This is a genomic window from Plastoroseomonas hellenica, assembly GCF_018129085.1.
In the GTDB taxonomy this organism is placed as follows: domain Bacteria; phylum Pseudomonadota; class Alphaproteobacteria; order Acetobacterales; family Acetobacteraceae; genus Plastoroseomonas; species Plastoroseomonas hellenica.
In genome coordinates, this window is the sequence record NZ_JAAGBB010000001.1 from 304,528 (window position 1) to 328,932 (window position 24,405).

22 protein-coding genes are annotated in these 24,405 nt (G+C 69.3%); 5 read left to right on the forward strand and 17 right to left on the reverse strand.

From position 1 onward, the window contains the following. Positions 1 to 33: 33 nt before the first annotated feature. From GXW71_RS01225 to GXW71_RS01240, 4 genes are all read right to left on the reverse strand, one after another. Positions 34 to 1,323, reverse strand: coding sequence for a TRAP transporter large permease (locus GXW71_RS01225; protein ID WP_211850555.1), 1,290 nt, complete (start codon positions 1,321 to 1,323; stop codon positions 34 to 36). Then, positions 1,320 to 1,799, reverse strand: a complete 480-nt coding sequence (locus GXW71_RS01230) for a TRAP transporter small permease (protein WP_246526201.1) — start codon at positions 1,797 to 1,799, stop codon at positions 1,320 to 1,322. The genes GXW71_RS01225 and GXW71_RS01230 overlap by 4 nt, the downstream gene beginning before the upstream one ends. After that, complete coding sequence (locus GXW71_RS01235) at positions 1,799 to 2,791, reverse strand: C4-dicarboxylate TRAP transporter substrate-binding protein (protein ID WP_211850557.1); 993 nt, start codon at positions 2,789 to 2,791, stop codon at positions 1,799 to 1,801. Before GXW71_RS01235 ends, GXW71_RS01230 begins: the two co-directional genes overlap by 1 nt. A gap of 95 nt (positions 2,792 to 2,886) precedes the next feature. After that, positions 2,887 to 3,744, reverse strand: a complete 858-nt coding sequence (locus GXW71_RS01240; RefSeq protein WP_211850558.1) for a phytanoyl-CoA dioxygenase family protein — start codon at positions 3,742 to 3,744, stop codon at positions 2,887 to 2,889. Between the two features lie 86 nt (positions 3,745 to 3,830). Between GXW71_RS01240 and GXW71_RS01245 the strand changes: the two genes are divergently transcribed. Continuing rightward, on the forward strand, positions 3,831 to 4,619 hold the full coding sequence (locus GXW71_RS01245) for an IclR family transcriptional regulator (RefSeq protein ID WP_211850559.1): 789 nt from the start codon (positions 3,831 to 3,833) through the stop codon (positions 4,617 to 4,619). On the opposite strand, the gene GXW71_RS01250 is transcribed toward GXW71_RS01245, so the two are convergent. The 8 genes from GXW71_RS01250 to GXW71_RS01285 are packed head-to-tail and all read right to left on the reverse strand — an operon-like array spanning position 4,606 to position 12,534. Beyond that, positions 4,606 to 4,983 carry a TfoX/Sxy family protein gene (locus GXW71_RS01250; RefSeq protein WP_211850560.1) on the reverse strand — a complete coding sequence of 126 codons (378 nt, stop codon included), beginning with the start codon at positions 4,981 to 4,983 and terminating at the stop codon, positions 4,606 to 4,608. The two genes, GXW71_RS01245 and GXW71_RS01250, sit on opposite strands and share 14 nt — an antisense overlap. Then, positions 4,983 to 5,864 (reverse strand): SDR family oxidoreductase, encoded by an 882-nt coding sequence (locus GXW71_RS01255; RefSeq protein ID WP_211850561.1) that lies wholly within the window; start codon positions 5,862 to 5,864, stop codon positions 4,983 to 4,985. The genes GXW71_RS01250 and GXW71_RS01255 overlap by 1 nt, the downstream gene beginning before the upstream one ends. Positions 5,865 to 5,886: 22 nt before the next feature. After that, positions 5,887 to 7,362, reverse strand: a complete 1,476-nt coding sequence (locus GXW71_RS01260) for an AMP-binding protein (protein WP_211850562.1) — start codon at positions 7,360 to 7,362, stop codon at positions 5,887 to 5,889. Beyond that, a complete protein-coding gene (locus GXW71_RS01265) occupies positions 7,362 to 8,318 on the reverse strand; it encodes a Bug family tripartite tricarboxylate transporter substrate binding protein (protein ID WP_211850563.1) in 957 nt (318 codons plus the stop codon). Before GXW71_RS01265 ends, GXW71_RS01260 begins: the two co-directional genes overlap by 1 nt. Positions 8,319 to 8,322: 4 nt before the next feature. After that, a complete protein-coding gene (locus tag GXW71_RS01270; RefSeq protein WP_211850564.1) occupies positions 8,323 to 9,300 on the reverse strand; it encodes a tripartite tricarboxylate transporter substrate binding protein in 978 nt (325 codons plus the stop codon). Positions 9,301 to 9,347: 47 nt separating this feature from the next. Then, complete coding sequence (locus tag GXW71_RS01275; protein ID WP_211850565.1) at positions 9,348 to 10,175, reverse strand: SDR family NAD(P)-dependent oxidoreductase; 828 nt, start codon at positions 10,173 to 10,175, stop codon at positions 9,348 to 9,350. A gap of 59 nt (positions 10,176 to 10,234) precedes the next feature. Continuing rightward, complete coding sequence (locus GXW71_RS01280) at positions 10,235 to 11,386, reverse strand: acyl-CoA dehydrogenase family protein (protein WP_211850566.1); 1,152 nt, start codon at positions 11,384 to 11,386, stop codon at positions 10,235 to 10,237. Next, positions 11,386 to 12,534: a CaiB/BaiF CoA transferase family protein gene (locus tag GXW71_RS01285; RefSeq protein ID WP_211850567.1), complete on the reverse strand. Its 1,149-nt coding sequence runs from the start codon at positions 12,532 to 12,534 to the stop codon at positions 11,386 to 11,388. The genes GXW71_RS01280 and GXW71_RS01285 overlap by 1 nt, the downstream gene beginning before the upstream one ends. A 207-nt stretch (positions 12,535 to 12,741) precedes the next feature. Between GXW71_RS01285 and GXW71_RS01290 the strand changes: the two genes are divergently transcribed. After that, on the forward strand, positions 12,742 to 13,314 hold the full coding sequence (locus GXW71_RS01290; protein ID WP_211850568.1) for a cysteine hydrolase family protein: 573 nt from the start codon (positions 12,742 to 12,744) through the stop codon (positions 13,312 to 13,314). 51 nt (positions 13,315 to 13,365) lie between these two features. On the opposite strand, the gene GXW71_RS01295 is transcribed toward GXW71_RS01290, so the two are convergent. Next, positions 13,366 to 14,088, reverse strand: coding sequence for a glutathione binding-like protein (locus GXW71_RS01295; protein ID WP_211850569.1), 723 nt, complete (start codon positions 14,086 to 14,088; stop codon positions 13,366 to 13,368). A gap of 272 nt (positions 14,089 to 14,360) precedes the next feature. Here GXW71_RS01295 and GXW71_RS01300 point away from each other — a divergent pair, with 272 nt between their 5' ends. Together GXW71_RS01300 and fdhF are read left to right on the forward strand one after the other, a co-directional pair. Further along, a complete protein-coding gene (locus tag GXW71_RS01300) occupies positions 14,361 to 16,052 on the forward strand; it encodes an NADH-ubiquinone oxidoreductase-F iron-sulfur binding region domain-containing protein (protein WP_211850570.1) in 1,692 nt (563 codons plus the stop codon). Next, on the forward strand, positions 16,049 to 18,814 hold the full coding sequence (gene fdhF, locus GXW71_RS01305) for a formate dehydrogenase subunit alpha (protein ID WP_367617232.1): 2,766 nt from the start codon (positions 16,049 to 16,051) through the stop codon (positions 18,812 to 18,814). The genes GXW71_RS01300 and fdhF overlap by 4 nt, the downstream gene beginning before the upstream one ends. A 747-nt stretch (positions 18,815 to 19,561) precedes the next feature. Here the strand turns inward: fdhF and GXW71_RS01310 are convergent. The 4 genes from GXW71_RS01310 to GXW71_RS01325 all read right to left on the reverse strand — a co-directional run bounded on the left by GXW71_RS01310 (position 19,562) and on the right by GXW71_RS01325 (position 22,855). Beyond that, the gene (locus GXW71_RS01310; protein WP_211850571.1) at positions 19,562 to 20,419 is read right to left on the reverse strand and encodes an SDR family oxidoreductase; all 858 of its coding nucleotides are present in this window, start codon (positions 20,417 to 20,419) and stop codon (positions 19,562 to 19,564) included. A 55-nt stretch (positions 20,420 to 20,474) separates the two neighbouring features. Beyond that, a complete protein-coding gene (locus GXW71_RS01315) occupies positions 20,475 to 20,666 on the reverse strand; it encodes a KGG domain-containing protein (RefSeq protein ID WP_211850572.1) in 192 nt (63 codons plus the stop codon). Positions 20,667 to 20,783: 117 nt separating this feature from the next. Beyond that, complete coding sequence (locus tag GXW71_RS01320; protein WP_211850573.1) at positions 20,784 to 21,734, reverse strand: DUF3592 domain-containing protein; 951 nt, start codon at positions 21,732 to 21,734, stop codon at positions 20,784 to 20,786. 356 nt (positions 21,735 to 22,090) lie between these two features. Then, positions 22,091 to 22,855, reverse strand: coding sequence for a TetR/AcrR family transcriptional regulator C-terminal domain-containing protein (locus GXW71_RS01325; RefSeq protein WP_211850574.1), 765 nt, complete (start codon positions 22,853 to 22,855; stop codon positions 22,091 to 22,093). Between the two features lie 170 nt (positions 22,856 to 23,025). Here GXW71_RS01325 and GXW71_RS01330 point away from each other — a divergent pair, with 170 nt between their 5' ends. Next, complete coding sequence (locus GXW71_RS01330) at positions 23,026 to 24,405, forward strand: aminotransferase family protein (RefSeq protein ID WP_211850575.1); 1,380 nt, start codon at positions 23,026 to 23,028, stop codon at positions 24,403 to 24,405.

Consider the following 24,405-nt stretch of genomic DNA (forward strand, 5'->3'; position numbering starts at 1 on the left):
CGCGGCTCCGCCGCGCCAATCCCAAACGGGCTCTCAGCTCCCCATGATCAGGTTCGGCAGGAACAGCGAAACCTGCGGCAGGAAGGTGATCAGCCCGAGGACCACCAGCATCGCGCCCAGGATCGGCAGGATCTCCACCGTGTAGACCTCCATCGGCACCTTCAGCACGGCGCAGGAGATGAACATCATCTGTCCGACCGGCGGGGTGATGCCGGCGATGGTCAGGTTGGTGACAAGCAAGATGCCGAAATGCACGGGGTCGATGCCGAAGCGCAGGATCACCGGCACGAAGATCGGCGTCAGGATGATCAGCGCCGCCGTCCCTTCCACCGCCGTCCCCAGCACGATCAGCAGGACATTGATCAGCAACAGCAGCGTCATGGGGTCGCTGGTCAGCCCGACCATCCAGGAGGCCATGGCCGGCGGCAGCCGCTCCCAGGCGAGATAGAAGCCGAAGGCCGAGGCGGCACAGATCAGCAGCATCACCGAGGAGGTGTCGAGCACGGTCTCCCGCAGCACGCCCGGAAGCTTCGCCCAGTTGAGCTCGCGATAGATCACGGCGCCGATGAAGATGGTGACGAACACCGTGATGGCGCCGGCCTCCGTCGTGGTGAAGAGGCCGTAGCGCAGCCCGACGATGATGAAGACCGGGATCATCAGCGCCCAGACCGCGTCGCGCGCCGCGCGCAGCACCTCGCCGAAGCCGACGAAATGCGGCCGCACCGGCGCGTAGCCGCGATGCCTGGCGATCATCCAGGTGGTGACGAGCAGCGAGAGGGCGAGCAGCAGCCCCGGCACCACGCCCGCGAGGAACAGCCGCCCGACCGAAACATCGGCGAGATAGCCGTAGATGATCAGGCCGATGCCGGGCGGGATCAGCGCGGTGATGATCGCCGCCGAGGAGGTGATGGCGGCCGCGAAGGCGGCGGAGTAGCCGCGCCGTACCATCTCCGGCCCGAACAGCTTGGCAAGCATCGCGGCATCGGCGGAGGAGGAGGCGGTGAGCCCGCCGAGCAAGGTGGCGAGCACCGTGCAGGCCTGCGCGAGCGCCCCAGTCATGTGCCCGACCAGCGCGTCCGCGAGATGCAGCAGCCGGCGCGTGATGCCCGCGGCGTTCATCAGGCTTCCCGCCAGCACGAAGAAGGGCACGGCGAGCAGCGGGTAGCTGTCCGTCGCCGCCACCATCTTCTGGAAGAAAATGTCGATCGGCAGGCCGTCGGCGAGGAAGAAGAAGGAGAGGGCGGAGATGGCGATGGCGAAGGCCACCGGCACGTTCAGCGCGAAGAGCAGCACGAGCAGGAGGGAGGGCAGCGCCGCGGTCATGCCATGGCCCGCTCGACGATCGGCAGAGGGCGGCGGAGATTGGCGAGGTGGCGCGCCAGCATCATCAGCGTGGCCACCGTGATCGGCCCGTACACCACTGTCATCGGCAGGCGCAGCACCGCGGTCGGGTTGTCCCAGGCAGCGACCGAGAAGTGCAGGCCGATCCAGGCGAAATAGCCGAGGAACACCGCGACCAGCAGGTCCACCGCGAGGCGCACGGCGCGCTGCGGCCCCGTAGGCAGCCTGGCCACCAGCATGTCGATCGAGGGATGTGCGCGGTGGCGGAAGCAGGCACTGGCGCCGAAGAAGGTGAGCCAGGCGAAGGCGATGCCCGCGACCTCGCTCGCCCAGACCGCCGGCTGTGCGGTGATGTAGCGCGTGATCACACCCCAGGTGACGGCGCCCACCGTCACCAGCAGCGCGGCAGCCCCGATCGCCTCGTCCGGATAGCGCAGCGCCTTGCCGAGCAGGCGCATCACGCCAGGATCCTCCGCACCGTCTCATGCAGGCCCGGCGTCCAGCGCGGGAAGGCACGGTAGGTCGGCTCGCTCGCGCGGCGGAAGGCGGCGATGTCGACATCGGTCACGATCTGCACGCCCGCGGTCCTGAAGCGATCGACGAAGCCCGCCTCCTGCTCCAGGGTCAGACGGGTCTGCTCCTCGCGCGCCTTGGTGCCTTCCTCCAGCAGGATGGTGCGGATCTCGGCGGGCAGGCGGTTGAAGAAGCCGTTGTTCATCGGCCAGCCCAGGATCGCCTGGAAATGCGCGGTGTTGGAGATGACCTTGCGCACCTCCTGCAAGCGCGAACCCCACAGGCTGCCATAGGGCGCCTCCGCCGCCTGCACCACGTTCTGCTGCAGCGCGTTGTAGATCTCGCTCCATTGCACCGTGGTCGGCCTGGCGCCGAGCGCGCGGAAGGTCTCGATCCACATCTGGTTGGGCGGCACCCGCACGGTCATGCCGGCAATGTCGGCGGGCTGGCGGATCGGCTTCTCGGCGATCATGTGCCGCGCGCCGAAGAAGCCGCCCATCATCACCATCCGGAAGCCCGCGGCCTGCAGCCGCTGATCCACGCCGCGATACCAGTCGCTGTCCAGCAGCTTCGCGAACTGCGCGGGCTGGTCGACGATATAGGGGCCGTTGAGGATGCCAACATCCGGCACGAAATCCGAGAGATAGCCGGGATCCGTGATGTTCATCACATTGGCGCCCTGGCGGATCATCTCGTTCACGTCGCGCCCGGAGCCGAGCTGTTCGCCCGGGAACACCTCGATGCGCACGCGGTTGTTGGTGCGCTGGGCCACGTTGCGGGCGAAGAATTCTGCCGCCTGATGCGCGGGCTCCACCGTCGAGAGGCTGTGGGCGAAGCGGATGCGGATCTCGGCTTGCGCTCGCGCTGGCCATGGGCGGGCGAGCGCCGCCGCACCGATGACGCCGCCCAGAACGGCGCGCCGACCTGTCGCTCCCATCCTCGCCTCCATCCCTGTCCCGGCCTGTGCTCGGCCGGTGTCTGGTTTATCAGCCTATCTCCGCCGGGCGCCGGGAGCCATCGTCGCCCGCCGCGTCAGGCGGCGGCCGTCCGCCCTGTCCCGCGCATCAGGATCTCCTGATGCGCGCCGGTGATCTGCGTGTGGAAGGCGAGCGCGGCGGGCGAGAAATCCGCCTCGGGCCGCTGCTCCGGTGCGAAATGGTGGAACGCGTCCACGCCGCGCACCAGCGTCGCGCTGTCATGCGTGCCGGCGACCTGGCGGACATGGGTCGGCAGGTAGCGGATGGCGAAGCCGATGCGCCTGCTGTCCGAAGGATTCGGATCCGAGCCATGGATCAGCCGCACATGGTGGAGCGACATCTCACCCGGCCGCAGCTCCAGCATGTGCGCCCGGGCCTCCTCCACCTCCACCGCGATCTCCTGGCCACGCGACAGCAGGTTGCCCGCGGCGAAGGTGTCGCGGTGCGGCACCTGCTCCAGGAGGTGGCTGTCGGGGATCACGCGCATTGCCCCGTTCTCCGCCGTGCTTTCGGACAGCGCGACCCAGGCGGTCACGATTTCAGCCGGCTCGAGGCCCCAGTAGGTCGAATCCTGGTGCCAGGACACGTAGCTCGGGTCCCGCGCCTCCTTGATGAAGAAGCTGGTGCCCCAGGCGAGGATGTTCGGCCCGATCAGATCCTCGACCGCATCCAGGATGGCCGGGTGTCGGATCAGCCCGTCGAGCCAGGTGAAGAGCAGGTGGGTCTTGTGCCGGAGTGGGCCGCGCAGATGGCCATGGGCCGTCTCATGCGCTTCCAGCTTGCGGCGGAGCTCGGCGACCTCCGCGGCGGGCAGCGCCGGCACCGGGGCGTAGTAGCCATGCGCCTGATAGAAGGCGACGGCCTCGGGCGTGAGCCGCTTCAGGGGCCGCTCGCCGGGCGTTGTCCGCTCCATGCACGTCTCTCCCTCGGGCCTGTCGTTGCTGCGGACTTTGCCCGCTGATTTCGTTAGTGTGGCTCCGATTTCAAATCTGAAAGCCGATGGACCAGGAAGTCAACCGCAAAGAATCCTCCGCTGCCGGCGGCGCGCCGGCTCTGGACAAGGGGCTCGATCTTCTGGAAGTGCTGGCCTCGGAACCCGGCGGGCTGACCCAGAAGCAGCTCGCCGCCCGGCTCGGCCGCTCGGTCGGCGAGATCTTCCGCATGCTCGGCGTGCTCGAGCGCCGCGGCTACATCGCCCGCGAGCCGCGCACCGGCGAGTACAGCCTGACCCTGCAGCTCTTCCGCCTCGCTACCCGCTATCCGCCGACGCGGCGGCTGCAGCAGGTCGCACTGCCGGTCATGGAAACGCTGGCGACCGAGACCGGCCTCGGCTGCCATCTCGGCATGCTGAGCGGCCAGCACCTGCTCATCCTCGCCCAGGCCGACGCCAACATGACCATGGGCTGGATGGTGCGGCTCGGCGCCGTCTTTCCCTTCGGCATGCAATATGTGTCGGCGCGCATCCTTGCCGCCTTCCAGAGCGGGCGGAAGCGCGAGGACGCGATCGCCATCCTGGCCGCGCAGAGCGGCATGCCGCCGGCGCTGATCACGCCGCGCCTGGACCGCATCGCCGCCACCGGCCACGACATTTCCCCGAGCGAGGTCGCCGACGGCCTGGTGGACCTCTCCTGTCCCATCCTCGATGACCGTGGCCATGCGGTGGCGGCGCTCACTTTGCCTTTCCTGCCGCGCTTCGGCACCAAGGCGGAAGCGGCGGATGCCCTGCCGCTGCTGCTGGACGCCGCGCGCGCCATCTCCACGCGCATCGGCGCCGTCATCGAGGATTAGATGCTCGCCCTGACGTGGCCCGTCCTCGCTTCGCCGCGACCCGATGCGCCGCCGCCAGTGCTGCCCGCGCCCAGGTGACGAGCTCATCGGGCTCGTCGAACAGCCGCTCCGGCACGCGCCAGAAGGCGAGATCTATGCTGCTGCCCTGCTTCTCGTAATTGAGGGGTGGATGGGATGCGGCTTCTTGGAAGGCCGCGCGGTTGTGGTCATCGACCCGGACATAGAGCGTGTTCTCCGTCACCATCCCGAGCATCACCCCATCGCAGAACACGCCGGTCTTCCCGAACATGCGCCGCATGGTGACGCGGCCGAGCGGCGCGAGCTGCTCGCGCAGGAACTCGGCGAAGTTGTCGCTTGCGACCATCACGGCGTGCCGCTGCGTTGCGCCTTGTCCGCCTGGTTGCGCGCGGTGATGCGGGCCTTGGCCTCCGCCCATTCGGCATCGCCCCAGGCGAGGTAATCCTTGAAGCCGCCGCCGCCGGTCAGCCATTGCCCGCCATCGAGCGCGATGGTCTCGCCATTGATCCAGATCGGGCTCAGCAGGAAAGCGGCGATATCGCCGATATCCTGCGGGGTGCCGATCCGTCCCATGGGATTGGCGGCCGCCTGACGCTCCGCGGGATCCGCTTCGCCGGGCCGGAGGCGCGCGAACATGCCTTCGGTCGGGATGGTGCCGGGCGCCACCGCGTTCAGGCGGATACCATGGCGGCCCCATTCCACCGCGAGCGACTTGGTCATCGCGTCGATGCCGGCCTTCGACATGGCGGAAGGCACGACGAAAGGCGCGCCGGTGCGCACCCAGGTGACGACGACGGAGAGCACGGCGCCACCGGTGCCGTCCTTGATCCAGCGCTTGCCGACCGCCTGGGTCACCTGGAAGGTGCCGTGGAAGACGATGTCGGCGATGGCGTGGAAGCCGCGCGGCGAGAGGTCCTCGGTGCGGCTCACGAAATTGCCGGCCGCGTTGTTGATCAGATGCGTGCAGGGGCGCCCTTCCGCCCAGATCGCGGCGACCGCCGCTTCCACCGCCTCCGGGTCCTTGATGTCGACGACGCGGCTGGCCACGCGGCCGGGATGGATGGCATTCAGCTCGGCCGCGGTCTGCTCGACCACCGGCCCGCGGCGGCCCCAGATCTCGACTGCGGCGCCGAGCGACAGCAAGCGCTCCGCCATCATGCGGCCAAGCCCGGTGCCGCCGCCGGTGACCAGCACGCGCTTGCCGGCGAAGAGATCGTCACGGAACATGTGTGTCGCTCCTTGTTGGCGCTCACGCGCTACGCTGTGCTGCCTTCACCTCGCGCCGCAGCAGCTTGCCCGCCTCGCTGCGCGGCAGATCCTCCGCGAAGACCACGCTTCTCGGCACCTTGGGGCCGGCGAGCCGCGCCTTGCAGAAGGCGATGAGCGCCGCCGGCTCCACCGCCTCCCGCGTGACGACGACGGCGCGAACCGCCTCCCCGAAATCGGGATCCGGCACGCCGACCACGCAAGCCTCGGCCACCGCCGGATGCTGCGCCAGCACCTGCTCGATCTCCCAGGGATAGACATTGACGCCGCCCGAGAGGATCAGGTCGGCGCGCCGGTCGCTGAGATAGAGATAGCCTTCGGCGTCGAGATGGCCGAGATCGCCATAGGTCGCGAGGCCATCCGCGTTGTAGGCGGATGCGGTCTTGTCCGGCGCGTTGTGGTAGGCGAAGCGGGTGCCGCCGGAGAACCAGATGCCGCCGACTTCGCCCGGCGGCAGCGGCCGGCCCGCATCGTCCAGGATATGCACCGCACCTTGGCGCGGCCGCCCGACCGAGCCCGGATGCTTGAGCCATTCCTGGCTGTCGATCACCGTGATGCCGACCGATTCCGATCCCGCATAATATTCGTGGAGGATCGGCCCCCACCATTCGATCATCGCCCGTTTGAGCGGGACCGGGCAGGGCGCCGCGGCATGGATCGCACAGCGATGGGAGGAGAGGTCATGCGCGGCACGCCGCGCCGCGGGCAGCGCCAGTAGCCGGGAGAACATCGTCGGCACCCATTGGCTGTGCGTCACCCGATGCTGCGCGATCGCGGTGAGTGCCGCTTCGGCGTCGAATTTCCGCATGATGACGGCGGTACCGCCCAGCATCAGCGTGCGCAGCACATAGCGGTGCGGCGCTGCGTGATAGAGCGGCGCCGGCGAGAGATAGACGGTGTCCTCCCCGAAGCCGTAAAGCGGCAGCCAATAGTCGGGCCAGTCGGGCGTCAGACGCTTCTCGAAGGGCGTCAACGCGCGACGGACCCCCTTCGGCATGCCGGTGGTGCCGGAGGAATAAAGGAAGTCGCGCCCGACCGGCCGTTCCGGCAAGGGCGTGACATCGGAATATGCTGCCAGCGCGGCCTCGTAGCCCTCCTCCACGCCGATGCGGGGGATCGCGGTATCGAGCTGCGCGGCGAGGTGCGGGCTTTCGATCAGCAGCTTCGCGCCGCTGTCCTTCAGCACATAGGCGATCTCGGCTGGCTTCAGGTGCACGCTGAGCGGGGTGTAATAGAGCCCGGCGCGCCGTGCCGCCCAGGCGAGCTCCAGCATCGCGATGCGGTTCTCGAGCAGCAGCGCGATGCCGTCGCCCGGCTGCAGCCCGAGCCCGATCAGCCATTGCGCGGCGCGATTGGCGCGGGCGTCGAGCGCGGCATAGGTGATGGCCTCTCCGCTTTCGTGGATGAGGAGCGCGACATGCGTCGGCCGCCGCGCCGCCCAATGCGTGAGCTGCGGCATCAATCCGGCCGGATGTTCATGCGGGTGACCAGGTCCAGCCAGGTGGCATGGGTGCGTGCGATCTCGGCCTGGAATGCCTCCGGTCCGGCATAGCCGATGATGACGTCGACCTCCTCCAGCCGACGGATCACCTCCGGCCGGGCCATGGCGGCGCGATAGGCGTCCACCAGCGCCGCGCGGGCCGGCGCCGGCACGCGCGCCGGCGTCCAGGCGCCGAAGAAACCGCTCCAGCCGAAGACATCGGGATAGCCGAGCTCAAGCAACGTCGGCACGTCGGGGAAGGCTGGGGAGCGGTCGCGGCCGAGAAAGGCGAGCGGCTTCAGCCGTCCATTGCGCAGATGCTCCTTCACCAGGGTCAGGCTGTGGAAGGCACCGGCCACGCGCCCGCCGAGCATGTCGATCAGCAGCGGCGCCTCCCCCCGGTAGCCGACATGCGTCATGCCGAGGCGTTCATGGTCCGAGAGGATCTGCGCGAAGACATGCCCGGTGGAGCCGGTGCCGTAGGAGCCGAAGCTGAGGTCCTGCCCGCGCGCCCGCGCCACGAATTCGGCGAGGCTGCCGACCGGCATGGCCGGGGAGGCGCAGAAGACCAGCGCCGTGGTGCCCATGCGGCCGATCGGCGCGAAGTCGCTCAGCGGGTCATAGGCGGTGCTGCGGAACAGCACCGGTGCCTGCACGAAGCTGGATATGCTGAACAGGATAGTGTGACCGTCCGCAGCGCCCTTCGCGACATGCTCGGTGCCGATCATCCCGGATCCACCGGAGCGGTTGTCGATCACGACCGGCTGGCCGAGCCGTTCGGCCATCGGCGCGGCGACGACGCGCGCCCAGACATCGGTGGCGCCGCCGGCCGGGAAGGGCACGACCATGCGGATCGGGCGCGAGGGAAAGGCCTCCTGCGCGCGCGCCGGCAGCGCGGCGAGGGCGGGCAGGGTGAGGAGGGTACGGCGGCGCATGGGCTCAGTCCGTGCTCAAGCCGAGCCGGCGGACCGCCGCGACCTCATGCGCGTTCAATTCGCGCGCGAAGGCGGCATAGGTTTCGCTGTCCATGTAGCGCGGCACCATGTCGAACCGCGCCAGCATGGTGATCACCACCGGATCCTCCAGCGCCGTCTTCAGCACGTCATGCAGCCGCCGGATGATGGCGGGGTCCATGCCCTTCGGCCCCACCACGCCGAAGGGGCTCTCGGAGACGATGTCGAGGCCGAGCTCCTTCAAGGTTGGCGCATCCGGGAAGCGCTGTGCCCGCGCAGCACCCCAGGTGCAGAGCAGGCGGAAGCGGCCTTCCTGCACCAGCGGCGCCCAGCCGGTGCTGTCGGCAATTGCCGTGATGTCGCCGGCGAGCAGCGCCCGGAACCCGTCCGGCCCGCCGCGGAAGGGCACGTGGGTGAACTCGATGCCGGTCCGTCGCCCGATCTCCTCCATAGTGATGTGCAGCGTGCTGCCGACGCCCGGCGTGCCATAGGTGACCCGGCCGGGACTGGTACGCGCATGCGCGATGAAGCTTGCCCAGTCCTGCCAAGGGCTGTCGCTGCGCACCACGACGCCGAACAGGTAGCCGGTCAGGTGGATGATGTAGCTGAGGTCGCGCAGCGGGTCCCAGGTCGGGCGGCGCGTCATCGCCGGCAGGCGGAAGGCGGTCACCGGCATCTGCCCGATCAGATGCCCGTCGCCGCGCGCTTCGCTCGCCATCATCTGCATGCCCATCGTGCCGGAGGCGCCGCTGCGGTTCTCCACCAGCACCGGCTGCCCGAGCTGGCGCGATGCCATCTCGCCGATGGTGCGGAACACCGCATCCGCCGATCCGCCCGCCGGCCAGGGGCAGATCAGCCGGATCGGCCGGTTCGGAAAGCCTTGCTGCGCGATCGCCGGCCGCGCCAGCGCCGCGGCGCCGATGGCCAGCGCCGCGCGGCGGCCGATGAATGCCCGACCCTCCATGGACTCTCTCCCCGGTGTTTCTTTGCTGTCTTCCCGTTACCGTGACCTTATGGGCGACCGCCGCCCACCACCAAGGTTTGTCCACTGACGTAGTTCGATTCCGGGATGCAGAAGAGGTAGACGGCGCCCGCCGCTTCCGAAGGACGGCCGCCGCGCCCAAGCGGGATCAGCGCTTCGGCATTCTTCAGCACCTGCGGGTTGACGCCGACCTTGATCTCCCGCCCGGAGATGTCGATCGAGGCGCCGTCGCCCGCTGCCGCCTCGGTCAGCCGCGTCATGATCAGGCCGAAGGCGACCGCGTTCACATTCACCTTGTAGCGACCCCATTCCTTGGCGAGCGCCCGCGTCATGCCGCTGATGCCGGCCTTGGCCGCGGAGTAGTTCGCCTGCCCCGCATTGCCGTAGACGCCTGACGTGGAGGAGATGTTCACGACCTTGCGGAACACCTCCTGCCCGGCCTCGGCTTCCTTCTTCGCGGCTTCACGGATGAAGGGGGCTGCCGCGCGCAGGATGCGAAAGGGCGCGGTCATGTGCACATCGATGATCGCGTACCATTGCTCGTCCGTCATCTTCTGGATGACGTTGTCCCAGGTATAGCCGGCGTTGTTGACGATGATGTCGATGGCCCCGAAGCCATCGACCGCGGTCGCGACGAAGCGCTCGCCGAAATCCTTGTCCGTCACGTCGCCATTGCAGGCCAAGGCCTCGCCGCCGAGTGCCCGGATCGCGGTCAGCGTCTCCTCCGCTGGTGCCGGGTCGAGGTCGTTGATGACCACGCGCGCCCCTTCGGAGGCGAGCTTCAGCGCGATCTCGCGGCCGATGCCGCGGCCCGAGCCGGAGACCAGCGCGACCTTGCCGGCAAGCTTCTTCGACATTCCTCATCCCTTCCATGCGTGTCAGCCGAGCCAGCGAGCGCCCGCAGGCGCCGCCGGCGTCACAAGGTCCGCGCGATGATTTCCTTCATGATCTCGGAGCTGCCGCCAAAGATGCGGCCGACGCGCGCATCGGCCCAGGCGCGGCCGATCGGGTATTCCGCCATGTAGCCATAGCCGCCATGGATCTGCAGGAAATCGTCCAGCAGCCGGTTCTGCATCTCCGTCGCGTTCAGCTTCGCCGCCGCCGCGAGCTCCACCGAAAGCTCGCGCTTCAAGTGCAGCGCCAGGCAGTGATCGACGAAGACGCGCAGCATCGCAGCCTGGGACTTCGCATCGGCCAGGCGGAAGCGGTTGTGCTGGAAGTCGAAGACTGCCTGGCCGAAGGCCTGCCGCCCCTTCGCATAGGTCACCGTCTCCTCGAGCATCGCTTCGATCGAGGCGGCGGCGCGGATCGCGATCATCAGCCGCTCCTGCGGGAGCTGGTGGATGAGCTGGGAGAAGCCTTCGCCTTCTTCGCCGAGGCGGTTGCCGACGGGGACGCGCACCTCGTCGAAGAACAGCTCCGAGGTGTCCTGCGCGTGCAGGCCAATCTTCTCGAGGTTGCGGCCCTTGCTGAAGCCAGGCGTGCCTTCCTCGACGCAGATCAGGCTGATGCCCTTCCGGCCGGCGGCGGGATCGGTCTTCGTCACCACAATGACCAGGCCGGCATTCTGGCCATTGGTGATGAAGGTCTTCTGGCCGTTGATGACGTAGTGGTCGCCGTCGCGCCGCGCACTGGTGCGCACCGCCTTGAGGTCGCTGCCCATCCCGGGCTCGGTCATCGCGATGGCGCCGATCATCTCGCCACGCGCCATGCGCGGCAGCCAGTCGCGCTTCTTCGCCTCGGTCGCATAGGCGAGGAGGTAGGGGGCGACGATGTCCGAATGCAGCGTGAAGCCGATGCCGGAGGTATTGCTGCGCCCGATCTCCTCGAGGATCATCGCCGAATAGCCGAAATCGGCGCCGGCCCCGCCGTAGTCCTCCGGCATGCCGGTGCAGAGCAGCCCTTGCTTGCCCGCTTCCAGCCAGACCGAGCGCGGCACCACGCCCTCGGCTTCCCATTGCCGGTGGAAGGGGATGATATGGCGTTCGAAGAAGCGCCGCACCTGGTCGCGGAACAGGGCGTGGTCGCTGCCGATCACCTCGCGCGGGCCGGCGAAGCCGATTTCCATCAGAATGCTCCTTCGCTGCGGGCGCGGATCGCGCCGGCCACGTGCAGATCGGTGATCTCCGAGGCAGAGAAGCCCCAATCGGCCAGTGCCGCATCGGTGTGTTCGCCCGCGTGCGGCGGCGGGCGATCCAGGGCGGCAGGGGTTTCGGAAAAACGCGGCGCCGGTGCTGCCTGCACCACGCCGTCCCGCGTCACAAACGTGCCGCGCGCGCGGTTGTGTGGATGCGCCGGTGCCTCATCGAGGTCGAGCACCGGGGTCACGCAGGCATCACTGCCGGCGAAAGCGGCTGCCCAGTCATCACGCGTGCGGATGGCGAAGGCAGCGGCGATCTCGGCCTTCAGGACCGGCCAGCGCGCCGGGTCCATGCGCTCCGCGAAGCGTGCGGGATCGAGGCCGAGGCCTGCCAGCAACGCGGCGAAGAAGGTGGGCTCGATGGCGCCGACCGCCACATGGCGGCCATCGCTGCAGCGATAGCTGTCGTAGAAGGGGGCCGCACCATCCAGCAGGTTCGCCCCGCGCGCGTTGCGCCAGCGGCCTTGGGCGGCCATCCCTTGGAACATCGCCATCAGCAGAGCGCTGCCATCGGTCATCGCCGCATCCACGACCTGGCCGCGGCCGGTGGCGCGCGCGTTCAGGATCGCCGCCAGCAGCCCGACCGCGAGCAGCATGCCGCCGCCGCCGAAATCGCCCACTAGGTTGAGTGGCGGCGGCGGTGGATCATCGGCGCGGCCGGTGGCCCAGAGCGCGCCGGTCAGCGCGATGTAGTTGATGTCGTGCCCGGCGGTCGGCGCCAGTGGCCCGTCCTGCCCCCAACCGGTCATGCGGCCATAGGCGAGGCGCGGATTGCGCGCGAGGCAGGGCTCCGGGCCGAGGCCCATCCGCTCCATGACCCCGGGGTGGAAGCCTTCGATCAGCGCGTCGGCGCGGTCGACCAGCCGCAGCGCCGCGGCGGCGCCCTGCGGCGACTTCAGATCGATGGCGACGGAGCGGCGCCCGCGCTTCAGCACCTCCGCGCGATGGCCGGGCGGTGCGTCCGCGCGGTCGATACGCAGCACCTCGGCGCCGAGATCGGCCAGCAGCATGGCGCAGAACGGCCCGGGGCCGAGGCCCGCGAACTCCAGCACCCGCAGGCCTGCCAACGGACCCATGGCCTCCCTCGTCTGTCGTTGAGGGGAAGCCTAGGACGCAGTGCCCAGTACTGCCAAGCGGAATAATGGCCGGAATTCCGGTGTCTCGCCGCCGTCATTGCCGCTCGGCCGGGACCGCCGACATGGTGACCGGGCGCCTGTGGCAGGCGCCGCCGAGGGCAGAGCGATGGTCGTCTCCTGACCCGCCGATCGACCGAGGGACGCGTCATGGATCTCCCGCCAAAGACGGCCTTGCTGCCGATTGACATGCAACAGGCCTTCGATCACGCGCCCTGGCCGCGGCGATGGAACCGTGATCTGGACCGCAACGGCCGGGCGCTGCTCGCTGCCTGGCGCGGCGCCGGCCTGCCGCTGATCCATGTGCGGCATGATTCCGTGCAGACGGGATCATCGCTGCGGCCTGGCCTGCCGGGCCACGCCTATCGACCTGGATTCCAGCCGCTTCCCGATGAACCCGTGGTCGCGAAGAGCGTGAACGCGGCCTTCATCGGTACCGACCTCGATCTCCGCCTCCGGAGGCTTGGGATAGAGGCGATCATGGCCTTCGGCATCTCCACCGACATGTGCGTCTCGACCAGTGTCAGGGTCGGCGCCAATCTCGGCTACCGCATGATCGTGGTGGGCGATGCGTGCGATTGCTTCGATCTCACCGGCCAGGCCGGTCAGACGATTCCAGCGGAAGCCATCCATGCCGCGCATCTCGCGACACTCGCCTATGAGTTCGCGACCGTTTGCACGACGGAGGAAGCCCTGGCGGCGATCACCAGCTCCGCCGGATGAGCCTGCATGGCGGTGGCACCGGGCGCGCCATGCGCGCGCCCGGCGGCGCCATCAGTCCGGCACCGGCAGGGCGCGCTGATTGTAAAGGATCTTGCGGATCCGCTCCTGCTCCTCGGGCGGCAGCGTGTTCCTGTCGGTCGAGAACTCGGCGCCGACGGCGAGGCCGCGCTGCACGGCCGGCCGCGCGCCGATCGTCTCGAACCAGCGCTTGAAATGCTTGAACTCATCGATCTCCTGCCCCTGCGCCTTCCAGTTGACGGTCCAGGGATAGGCGATGATGTCGGCGATCGTGTAGCTGTCGCCGGCGAGGTATGGCCGGTCCCGCAGCCGTGCATTGAGCACGCCATAGAGCCGATTGGCTTCGTCCGTGAAGCGGCGGACGGCGTAAGACTGGTCGCCTTCGCGATCGCCGAGCCGCCGGAAATGTCCGGCCTCGCCGAGCTTGGGGCCCTGGTTCGCCATCTGCCAGATCACCCATTGGCTGACCTCGATCCTGGCCCGGAGATCCTGCGGCCAGAGCTGGCCGGTCTTCTCCGCGAGGTAGAAGAGGATCGCGCCGGATTCGAAGATGGAGATCGGCGCCCCGCCATCGGCCGGCGCATGATCGACGATCACCGGCATGCGGTGGTTCGGGTTGAGCTTCAGGAATTCCGGCGAGAACTGGTCGCCGCGCCCGATATTCACCGGCACCAGGCGATAGGGCGTGCCGGTCTCCTCGAGGAAGATCGTGACCTTCTTGCCATTCGGCGTCGGCCAGTAATGCAGATCGATCATGGGGGCTTCCTTCGCTGAAGACGTGACGGTCCGGAACGAGTGACATGGGTGCGGCTGGCCATCGCGAAAGACCGATACGGTCCAGGCGCAGGTAATGCAGCGCGGCGCCGATGGCCGTGACGTGACCTTGGCCGGGTTAGGGCGCCATCGCCTCCGGCCGGTCATGTTGCGCCGCAAGGCGCCTCCTTCCCACCATTGCGCGCGCGCCATGCAAGACACGCGGAGAGAGTCCTGCGTAGAATCGGATGGGAGGAAACACTGATGGCGGGCTCATGAAGAGCGTCGATCTCGGTCGGGTGCCGGCACGCGAGGGCGCCCCGCCACGCGGCCCGCGTGGGCGGCAACCGAGCGCGGAGGACCGGGCCGCTGTCGCCGTGGCAACCGAGGCGGTCCCGCTCCGCCGCGAGTTCCTGATCGAGCACCTGCACGCGTTGCAGGATCGGTATGGTGGCTTGCGCCCCGGTCACCTGGCGGCGCTGGCGCAGGCGCTGCGGCTCGCCTCCGTCGAGGTCTTCGAGGTCGCGAGCTTCTATCACCACTTCGATCTTCTCGACGACGACATGCCGGTCGCCTCCGTGCCCATCCGCGTTTGCGATGGATTGCCCTGCAGGCTCATGGGTGCCGATGCACTTCTCGCTGCGCTGCGGGCCGCGCCGCCCAGGCCCGACATGCGGGTGATCGCCGCGCCCTGCATGGGGGCCTGCCACCGCGCTCCGGCCTGTGCCGTTGGCCATGAGCTGGTCGAGCACGCGACATCTCGGTCGGTCGCGTCCGCCGTGGCGCAGGGGCCACCGGCAATGCCGGCTTCGCCTGGGCTCGACGCCTATCTCGCACGTGACGGTTATGCCGTGCTGCGCGCGATCCGCACCGCCGGCGGAGATGAACGGGAGCGGATACTGACGGCGCTCGAGGCGGCGTCTCTGCGCGGCCTCGGTGGCGCCGGCTTTCCCGCCTCCCGCAAGTGGCGGCTCGTCCTGTCGCAGGCGGCGCCGCGCCATCTGGTCGTCAATGCCGACGAGGGCGAACCCGGCACCTTCAAGGACCGCCACTGCCTCGAGACCGAGCCGCACCGCGTGCTCGAGGGCATGCTGATCGCTGCCCATATCATCGGCGCCGAGGCCTGCTGGATCTACCTGCGCGGCGAGTACCCGCACCTCCATCGCGTGCTGGCACGCGAGATTGCGGCACTGGAGTCGGCCGGCATCGCGGCCGGGATGCCGATCCATCTGCGCCGCGGCGCCGGCGCCTATATCTGCGGTGAGGAGACGGCGCTGCTGGAGAGCCTGGAGGGGCGCCGCGGCTGGCCGCGCCACAAGCCGCCTTTTCCCGGCGAGCACGGCCTCTTCGGCCGACCGACCCTGATCCACAATGTCGAGACGCTCTGGTTCCTGCCGGAGATCCTGGGCTCGCCCGAGGGCGCGTCGGGTTTCGCAGCGAAAGGCCGGCGCGGCCATCGTGGCCAACGCTTCTTCAGCGTCTCCGGCCGGGTGCGGCGGCCGGGCGCGGTGCTGGCGCCGGCTGGCGTCACGGCGCGCGAGCTGATCGAGGAGTTCTGCGGCGGCATGGCGGACGGGCACCGCTTCGCCGCCTATCTGCCGGGCGGCGCCTCGGGCGGCCTGCTGCCGGCAGCACTCGGCGACCTGCCGCTCGATTTCGGCGCGCTGGATGCGCAGGGCTGCTTCGTGGGCTCAGGTGCCATCGTGGTGCTCTCGGACCGGGACGACCTCGCCGATGCCGTACGCAACCTGGTGCACTTCTTCCGCGACGAGAGCTGTGGCCAGTGCACGCCCTGCCGCGCCGGCACTGCCAAGGCGGCACGGCTGCTCGAGGCGCCGGTGTGGGACCGTGCGCTGCTGGAGGAGCTGGCGCAGGTGATGGCGGACGGCTCGATCTGCGGGCTCGGCCAGGCCGCGATGAATCCGGTCCGCAGCCTGATGCGCTTCTTCCCGGAGGCCGTGCCGTGAGCAGCATCGGTCAGGGCGCCGGGCACGTGCCCTTCCTACTTGACGGCCGCACCGTCGAGGCGGCGCCGGGCGAGACGATCTGGGCAGCGGCGCGGCGTGCGGGGGCCGAGGAGATCCCGCATCTCTGCCACCTGCCGCGACCCGGCTACCGTCCCGACGGCAATTGCCGCGTCTGCCTGGTCGAGATCGAGGGCGAGCGGGCGCTGGCCGCTTCCTGCATCCGCACGCCGCGCGAAGGCATGGTGGTGCGCAGCGCGGCCAGCGCCCGCGCCCAGGCGGCGCGCCGCATGGTGCTCGAGCTGCTGCTGGCGGACGGCCCACCGCGCGACGCCGACGGCATCCTGGCGCGCTGGGCCGGGCAGCTCGGCGTGACGGGGTCGCGCTTCGCGCCGGAACTGCCGCCGCCATCGCCCGACCTCTCGCATCCCGCGATCGCGGTGCAGTTCGATGCCTGCATCCGCTGCGGCCTTTGCGAGCGCGCCTGCCGCGAGGTGCAGCACAACGACGTCATCGGCATGGCAGGACGTGGCATGGCGACGCTGCCGGTTTTCGACCTGGCGAACCCGATGGGCGCCAGCAGTTGCGTCGGCTGCGGCGAATGCGTGCAGGCCTGCCCGACGGGTGCTCTGCTTCCCAGATCGGTGCTGGCGGCGGACGGGCACCGCGGTCCCGCCGCGGAGCGCGAGGTCGCCAGCGTCTGCCCCTATTGCGGCGTCGGCTGCCAGGTCGGCTTCCGTGTCCGCGACGGCAGCATCGAGGAGGTGGTTGGCCTCGACGGGCCCTCCAACCAGGGGCGGCTCTGCGTCAAGGGACGGTTCGGCTTCGGCTACCTCACTCATCCGGACCGGCTGAGGCAGCCGCTCATTCGGCGCGACGGGGCGGCCAAGGATCCCTCCGACTGCCGCGACCCGCGCGGCGCCCTGGCGAAGTTCCGCGAGGCGAGCTGGGAGGAGGCGCTGGATCGCGCGGCCGAAGGCCTCCGCCGCATCCGGGACGGGCACGGGCCGGACGCGCTGGCGGGCTTCGGGTCGGCCAAGGGCTCGAACGAGGAGGCCTATCTCTTCCAGAAGCTGGTGCGCACCGGCTTCGGCACCAACAACGTGGACCACTGCACCCGCCTCTGCCATGCGGCGTCGGTCGCGGCGCTGCTGGAGGGGATCGGCAGCGGCGCGGTCACCGCACCCTTCACCGCGGCGCTGGAGGCCGAGGTGATCATCGTCATCGGCGCCCGCCCGACCGAGAACCATCCGGTGGCCGCCACCTTCCTGAAGGAGGCTGCGTCGCGCGGCGCGCAACTGGTGACCATGGACCCGCGCGGCAGCGAGCTCGACCGTCACGCGACGGAGGTGGTGCGCTTCGCGGCCGGGCGCGACGTCGCCGTGCTGAACGCCATGCTGCACACCATCGTCACGGAGGAGCTCTGCGACCGGCAATACATCGCCGCCCACACGGAGGATTTCGGGCTGATCCGCGACCATGTCGCGGCCTATGCGCCGGAGGCGATGGCGCCCATCGCCGGCGTCCCCGCGGAGCAGCTTCGCCGCGTCGCCCGGCTCTATGCCCGCGCACGCACGGCGATGATCCTCTGGGGCATGGGCATCAGCCAGTCCACCCACGGCACGGACAATACGCGCTGTCTGATCGCCCTGGCGCTCCTCTGCGGCCAGGTCGGCCGGCCCGGGACCGGGCTGCACCCGCTGCGCGGACAGAACAACGTGCAGGGTGCCTCCGATGCCGGGCTGATCCCGATGATGTTCCCCGACTACCACCGCACCGGCGATGACCTCTTCCGTGCGCGGCTGGAAACGCTGTGGGGCGCCGCGCTGCGGCCGGAGCCGGACCTGACCGTGGTCGAGATCATGCACGCGATGACGCGCGGCCAGGTCCGCGGCATGTACATCATGGGCGAGAACCCCGCGATGTCGGACCCCGACCTCGCGCATGCGCGGGCGGGCTTCGCCCGCCTCGAGCATCTGGTGGTGCAGGACCTGTTTCTGACCGAGACGGCAGCGCTCGCCGATGTGGTGCTGCCGGCGAGCGCTTGGCCGGAGAAGGATGGCACGGTGACCAACACCAACCGCCAGGTGCAGATAGGCCGTGCCGCCGTCACGCCGCCCGGCGCGGCGCGGCAGGATCTGGCGATCATCACGGAGATGGCGCGCCGGCTGGGCCTCGCCTGGAGCTACGCCCATCCGCGGGAGGTCTTCGCCGAGATGGCCGCGGCCATGCCCTCGCTCGCCAACATCACCTGGGAGCGGCTGCAGCGCGAGGGCAGTGTCACCTATCCCTCACCAGCACCGGATGCGCCGGGCGAGGCGATTGTCTTCGGCGACCGCTTCCCGACATCGACCGGCCGCGCGCGCTTCGTGCCGGCCGGCCTCTCCGATCCCGCCGAGATGCCAGACGAAGGCTTTCCCTTCGTGCTCACCACCGGCCGTCAACTCGAGCACTGGCATACCGGCACCATGACCCGCCGTGCCGAGCCCCTCGACATGCTCGAGCCGGGGCCGACCGCCTCGCTCTGCCCGGCCGATCTCGAACGGCTCGGCATCGCCGCGGGCGACAGGCTGCGCCTGGTCACGCGGCGCGGCGCGATCGAGCTCTCCGCGCGCGTTGATCCGATGCTGCCTCCCGGTCTGGTCTTCGTATCCTTCGCCTTCGCCGAGGCCGCCGCGAATCTGCTGACCAATCCCCAACTCGACCCGTGGGGAAAAATTCCGGAGTTCAAGTTCTGTGCGGTCCGCGTGGAACGGGCGGTCTGACTTCCGCCCCGCGGCTCCGGGCGACCGTCCCTTTCGCACAAAGTTGATATGGGACAGATGCATGCACCACTGCGCAGCGGCGCATGCTTCGACCCGCCCGGTCGCGCTTGATTGCGACGACGGTGCAGAGGGAAGGAGACACTGATGCGTCAATTCGGTCTCGTTGCGGCTGCGGTTGTGCTTACGGCAGGGCCGGCGCTCGCACAGCTTCCATCCAGTCAGACGCCCGCGCCGCTGCCGCAAGCGAGCCCCGCACCGATGGCGACCCAGTCGGGTGCTGCGGCCAGCGAAAGGCGGCGACCTGTGCGGCAGCCGCGGAGGGCGGCAGCCGATCGTGGAGCGAATAACCCGAATGCGGCCTTCATGGGCGGCGGTGCGATCCTGGAGGGGGCGCCCGGCGCGCCAGCCCCCGCGCCGCAGGCGATCACGACTCAGCCTGGGCCCGATGGCGTGATCCGGATGGGCCCTGCCGGCGCCAATTGAGCAGGGACAGCCGGGCGCCCATGCGCCCGGCCGCCACAGCCATTCCGATCGGCCGGACGGCGAAGCGCGCATCCGCTCCGGAGGGATCACCGGCGCTCGCCATGCAGACGCAGCCAAGCTTCGCCGTGCTACGTGGCTGGCGGTCGTCGCGGATGATGCGCGCCTCCATCAGGCGCGGCGCCTTTGATCATGCATCTCGCCGCGTCGATCCCGCGCCCTGCTACCGCCGCGTGGCGATGCCGATCGATCATTCCAGCCTGGGCGTCACAGGAAGGGCTTACCGCCGGTCACGGCAATGGTCGCACCGGAGACATAGCTGGAGAGCGGATCGGCCAGCATCACATAGGCGGTGGCGAGCTCCGCCGGCTGGCCGGGCCGCTCCATCGGCACCTGCTTCCCGAAGCTCGAGACCGTGTCCTCGGGCATGGTCGAGGGGATCAGCGGTGTCCATATCGGGCCCGGTGCCACGGCGTTCACGCGAATACCCTTGCGGGCCAGCATCTGCGCCAGCCCGCCGGTGAAGTTGTGGATCGCGCCCTTGGTCGTCGCATAGGCGAGCAGCGTCGGGTTCGGCGTGTCGGCGTTGATCGACGCCGTGTTGATGATGGCGCTGCCGGGTGGCATGTGCGGCACCGCCGCCCTGGTCAGGCGGAACATCGCATGGATATTGACGTTGAACGTCATCTCCCACTCGTCGTCGGAAATATCGGCGATCTCCTTGAAGCTCGCCTGGTGCGCCGCGTTGTTGACCAGGATGTCGATTTGGCCGAAGGCCTCGACCGCCCTCTCCACTACCTGGCGGCAATGCGCCCGTTGCCCGAGGTCGCCGGGCACCAGGATCGCCTGACGCCCGGAATCCTCGATCAGGCGCTGTGTCTCCCGCGCGTCCTCATGTTCTTCGAGATAGGCGATCAGGATGTCGGCGCCTTCCCGCGCGAAGGCGATCGCAACCGCGCGACCGATGCCGCTGTCGCCGCCGGTGATGATCGCCCTCCTGCCCGCGAGCTTGCCCGACCCTTTGTAGGTGCTCTCCCCGTGGTCGGGCACCGGCTGCATCTTCGCGGTATAGCCCGGCATCGCCTGCTGCTGATGCGGGAATGGCGGCTTCGGTCTGTCGACCATCGAAAGCTCTCCCTCGAAGAGGGGCAGGCACGAACGTGCCCGCCCCGCGCGCCGTCTAGTCGTCCTTGTGGCTGCTGTGGCCGCCCTTCCGGCCCGCTGCGGCGGCGCGCTCGCGGTCATTGGCGAAATTGTTCGGATCCGAGTTCTTGCCGCTGGCGACGGTCTCTTGCGAGACACCCTTCTTGCCCTCGGCCCGCTTGCCATCCGTGCGCTCCTGGCTGCCGGTGCCCTGCTGATGCTGTGCCATGGCTGTCCTCCTTTCCCGGGCCCCATCGCCCGTCTGGAGAACGCACCACTTCGGGCGCCGTTGACACGCATTCGGGTGATCGAATGCTCGGCTGCTCCCTGCGGCGCAGCCAGGGGCTCACGCCCCTTTGGTTCGCCTCGCTCGCCGGCGCCATAGCAGCAGAATGAATGCGCCGCTTGCCAACAGGGCCGTCAGCACGCCGCCACTGATGACGGATCGCCTCCAGACCGCCCAGTCACTGTCCGGCTCCACACGGTCGGGGTTAGAGCGCCAGTAGCGTATCCGCATGGTCTCGCCGAGCGCAGGCTCTCTCCTCGCGCTCGACCGCTCCACCTCGATCTGAACGACACGCCCATCAGAGGCGGTGAAGCGGGTGATCGGGTTGTAGGCCATGGACCAGCCGGAACCCTGAGCATTTCCCCGGGTCATCTCCCGATGCGCCACCACCGGAGCATCGACGAGCGCGGTGTTTCTGAGCAGGTTCTGCGCGACCGCCGCTTCCGAATAGACGATGATCGCGGCGACCCAGACCACGAGGAGATAGAGCGACACCAGGGCGCCGGCTACGGCCCTCATACCGACCCAAGGCGCTGCCCCGAAGCACAGAAACACCAGGCCGAACGGCACGGCCGCGAGCGGGAGCAGCACAAGGATCGGCAGCGGCTCTGCTTCCGCCCGATCAGGATTGACCGGATCGTAGCGCAACCGCAGTTGTTCGCCTTTGGTGTACCGCAGCCAACTATTGCCGGCGCGCGACCTGGCGACGACCTCGCGTCCTTCGCGGGTCGTGAAGCGAAAGACGGGGGTCAAGGTGATGCCCCGGCCGCGCCCGTCGATGTCGATCCGCTCGACGGTCCCGACGACGCTCTCTGCCCGTGTTGCGAACGGGATCCATTGCCCCGAGCCGTAGAGTCCGGCGCCGATTATCGCGAGGCCGATCGAACCCAACACGCCCCCCCAGACCAGCGCGCCGCGTTTGTTGCCCGGCGATATGGCCGGTATCCGCAGCCTCCGCCGGATCACAGGAGATGCCGCCCGCTGGGCGCCTGGACGGGTGGCGATGAGCACCGAGACGAACACATCGTCCTAAATGCCGCAGAGCGGCCAGCCCCGGCTGAACATCGGGCATCGGCCTCCGCAAGCCGCCAGCCCGAACGCTACGATCAGCAGCAGACAGAGCCGTGGTACGGCTCGCGACATGGTCTTTGCCACACGAGTTGTCCTTCGATCGCAGCGGGCTTTCGGGGTGTAGGTCTGGCAGTTGCCTCGAGATCGGATGGGCTTCCCACGGCAGTGAACGGCGACCAACCATGTGCGTCACGCCGGCCGATAACCAGTACGTAACAGTATCAGACAATTCGGGGGATCTGAAACACCCGCGGCGACTGCCGGCGTGCATCCGGCGGCGCTGGACCGCCGGGAGCCTATGCTTCAGGGGTTTCGCGGCGTTCGGTTCCGCGTTTGCGGCGGGGAGCGCAGGCGGCCAGGCCAGCGACGAAGCAGTCCACGAACATCGCGAATGCGTCGTGCATCGGCGCTTCCACGCCGTTCTGCCAGCGGAGGATGAAGGCCTGGTTGGCCAGCCTCGGCATCTCCCGCGCGAGGATGGGATGCGCTTTGGCATCGGCGCGCGCCAGGTGGTCCTGCATCTCCGTCCGCCACCCGGCCAGGTCCTCCGACGGCATCTGCGCCAGCTCCTGCGTCGTGAAGCCGACCAGGGCGGCATGCGTCGCATTGTAGGCGTCGCGCAGCGCCGCGCCTTCGAATCCTGCCTCGCACAACGTCTCCAGCAGGGCTTCGACGAGGCCGAGGTCGGGGCGAGCGTTCGAGACGATCTCCGCGCCGATCAGCGGCGCCACGTTCGGGTGCTGCCGAACGGCGTCGCGTGACCGCGCGAAGATCTGGCGGAGCCGCTCCTGCCAGGTCTGGCCGGGCGGGCGCGGCGGCACGAGGTCGCGCTGCACGGCCTTGACCACTTCCGCGAGCACGGCATTGCGGTTGCCGAGGTGCCAGACGATCACCGTCGCGTTCACGCCGAGCCGGCGCGCCAGGCTGCGCATGCTGAAGCCGTGCAGGCCGCGACTGTCGATCTCCTCCAGCGCGGCCGCGATCACCGCCTCCCGCGTCAGCCCGATCGCCCGCGGCGCCGCCCGCTTTGGTCGCCTTTGCTCCGCCGTGCCCGCCGTCATGGTCCCCGTTCACCTTCGTGCCTGGGCGCCGCGACGGGCCAGGCTGCTCCTCGAATACCGCCATGCCGCAAGGTGGCGGCGCACGCCATTCACGCCTCTGCACCGAATTGCCTCTTGTGCACTGCTCAAGAGAGCGTCAGCATAGCGCCAGCCACGGGAAGAAGCGATCCATGAACCAGATGCCCCCTTCCGGGCTTGGCGGCAGCCACCAGAGCTTCACGCGACCGCCGGGCACGCCACGCCTGCCGCGCATCGCCCGCGGCGAAGGCGTCTGGCTCTTCGACACCGATGGCAATCGCTATCTCGACGCCTCCTCCGGGCCGGTGGCGAGCAACCTCGGCCATGGTCATCCGCGGATCCTCGCGGCCATGGCAGCGCAGGCCCGCCAGGCCGTCTTCGCCTATCCGAGCCAGTTCGAAAGTGCGGCGAACATCGAGTTCAGCGACAGGCTCGCCCGCCTCGCCGGGCCGGGACTGGAGCGCGCCTGGGTCGTCTCCGGCGGATCCGAGGCGGTCGAGAGCGCCATCAAGTTTCTCCGCCAGCACGCTGTTGTCACCGGGCAGGGATCGCGCTGGAAGGTCATCGGCCGCCAGCCGGGCTACCACGGCAACACGCTCGGCGCGCTCGCCATTTCCGGCGACGATCATGCGCATGAGGTCTTCGGCCCCCTGCTGCAGGCCGTGCCGCGCGTCCCCGCGCCGCTCTCCTATCGCCTGCCACCGAACCATACGGTCGAGACCTACGCCGCCGCCTGCGCCGCGGCGCTGGAGGCGGCGATCCTGCGCGAGGGGCCGGAGACGGTGCTCGCCTTCATCCTCGAGCCGGTGGGCGGGCTCGCGACCGGCGCCCTGGTCGCGCCGGCCGCCTATTACGAGGAGGTGCGGCGCATCTGCACGGGGCACGGGGTCGCGCTGATCTATGACGAGGTGATGAGCGGCGCCGGACGGACGGGCAGGTTCCTCGCCGCGGATCACTGGCCGACGGCGCGACCCGACGTGGCGGTGCTCGCCAAGGGCCTTTCCGCTGGCTACGCGCCGATGGGCGCGGCGCTGTTCCCGGCGGCGATGGTGGACCGCATCGCCGCTGCCGGCGGTTTCATGCACGGCTTCACCTACAGCGCGCATGTGATGAACTGCGCGGTCGGCGCTGCCGTGTTGCGCGAGGTCGAGGAGGCCGATCTCACCGGCAATGCCGAGCGCATGGGCTGCCTGCTGCGGGCGAGGCTCGATGCGATCGCCGCGAACTCACCGATCATCGGCGAGGTGCGCGGGCTCGGCCTGCTGCTCGCGATGGAGCTGGTCGCGGACCGCGGCAGCAAGGCGATGATCCCGCTCGAGCGCGTGGCGCCGCAGCGGGTCGGCGAGCTCGCGCTGCGTCACGGGCTGGCGCTCTACTGCCGCCGCACCTCGCGCGGCGCCTATGGCGACTGGCTGATGGTCTCGCCGCCGCTGACCATCACCGCGGAAGAAGTCGGCGAGCTGTCCGACCGCCTGGCCGCGACGCTGGCCGAATTCACGGATGAACTGCGTGCCGACGGCGTGATTGTCTGA

What these genes read in the sequence shown, in the direction of transcription:
- GXW71_RS01225 (WP_211850555.1), bottom strand. Translation starts at nt 1,323, where the DNA reads ATGACCGCGGCGCTGCCCTCCCTCCTGCTCGTGCTGCTCTTCGCGCTG.
- GXW71_RS01230 (WP_246526201.1), bottom strand. Translation starts at nt 1,799, where the DNA reads ATGCGCCTGCTCGGCAAGGCGCTGCGCTATCCGGACGAGGCGATCGGG.
- GXW71_RS01235 (WP_211850557.1), bottom strand. Translation starts at nt 2,791, where the DNA reads ATGGGAGCGACAGGTCGGCGCGCCGTTCTGGGCGGCGTCATCGGTGCG.
- GXW71_RS01240 (WP_211850558.1), bottom strand. Translation starts at nt 3,744, where the DNA reads ATGGAGCGGACAACGCCCGGCGAGCGGCCCCTGAAGCGGCTCACGCCC.
- GXW71_RS01245 (WP_211850559.1), top strand. Translation starts at nt 3,831, where the DNA reads ATGGACCAGGAAGTCAACCGCAAAGAATCCTCCGCTGCCGGCGGCGCG.
- GXW71_RS01250 (WP_211850560.1), bottom strand. Translation starts at nt 4,983, where the DNA reads ATGGTCGCAAGCGACAACTTCGCCGAGTTCCTGCGCGAGCAGCTCGCG.
- GXW71_RS01255 (WP_211850561.1), bottom strand. Translation starts at nt 5,864, where the DNA reads ATGTTCCGTGACGATCTCTTCGCCGGCAAGCGCGTGCTGGTCACCGGC.
- GXW71_RS01260 (WP_211850562.1), bottom strand. Translation starts at nt 7,362, where the DNA reads ATGCCGCAGCTCACGCATTGGGCGGCGCGGCGGCCGACGCATGTCGCG.
- GXW71_RS01265 (WP_211850563.1), bottom strand. Translation starts at nt 8,318, where the DNA reads ATGCGCCGCCGTACCCTCCTCACCCTGCCCGCCCTCGCCGCGCTGCCG.
- GXW71_RS01270 (WP_211850564.1), bottom strand. Translation starts at nt 9,300, where the DNA reads ATGGAGGGTCGGGCATTCATCGGCCGCCGCGCGGCGCTGGCCATCGGC.
- GXW71_RS01275 (WP_211850565.1), bottom strand. Translation starts at nt 10,175, where the DNA reads ATGTCGAAGAAGCTTGCCGGCAAGGTCGCGCTGGTCTCCGGCTCGGGC.
- GXW71_RS01280 (WP_211850566.1), bottom strand. Translation starts at nt 11,386, where the DNA reads ATGGAAATCGGCTTCGCCGGCCCGCGCGAGGTGATCGGCAGCGACCAC.
- GXW71_RS01285 (WP_211850567.1), bottom strand. Translation starts at nt 12,534, where the DNA reads ATGGGTCCGTTGGCAGGCCTGCGGGTGCTGGAGTTCGCGGGCCTCGGC.
- GXW71_RS01290 (WP_211850568.1), top strand. Translation starts at nt 12,742, where the DNA reads ATGGATCTCCCGCCAAAGACGGCCTTGCTGCCGATTGACATGCAACAG.
- GXW71_RS01295 (WP_211850569.1), bottom strand. Translation starts at nt 14,088, where the DNA reads ATGATCGATCTGCATTACTGGCCGACGCCGAATGGCAAGAAGGTCACG.
- GXW71_RS01300 (WP_211850570.1), top strand. Translation starts at nt 14,361, where the DNA reads ATGAAGAGCGTCGATCTCGGTCGGGTGCCGGCACGCGAGGGCGCCCCG.
- GXW71_RS01310 (WP_211850571.1), bottom strand. Translation starts at nt 20,419, where the DNA reads ATGGTCGACAGACCGAAGCCGCCATTCCCGCATCAGCAGCAGGCGATG.
- GXW71_RS01315 (WP_211850572.1), bottom strand. Translation starts at nt 20,666, where the DNA reads ATGGCACAGCATCAGCAGGGCACCGGCAGCCAGGAGCGCACGGATGGC.
- GXW71_RS01325 (WP_211850574.1), bottom strand. Translation starts at nt 22,855, where the DNA reads ATGACGGCGGGCACGGCGGAGCAAAGGCGACCAAAGCGGGCGGCGCCG.
- GXW71_RS01330 (WP_211850575.1), top strand. Translation starts at nt 23,026, where the DNA reads ATGAACCAGATGCCCCCTTCCGGGCTTGGCGGCAGCCACCAGAGCTTC.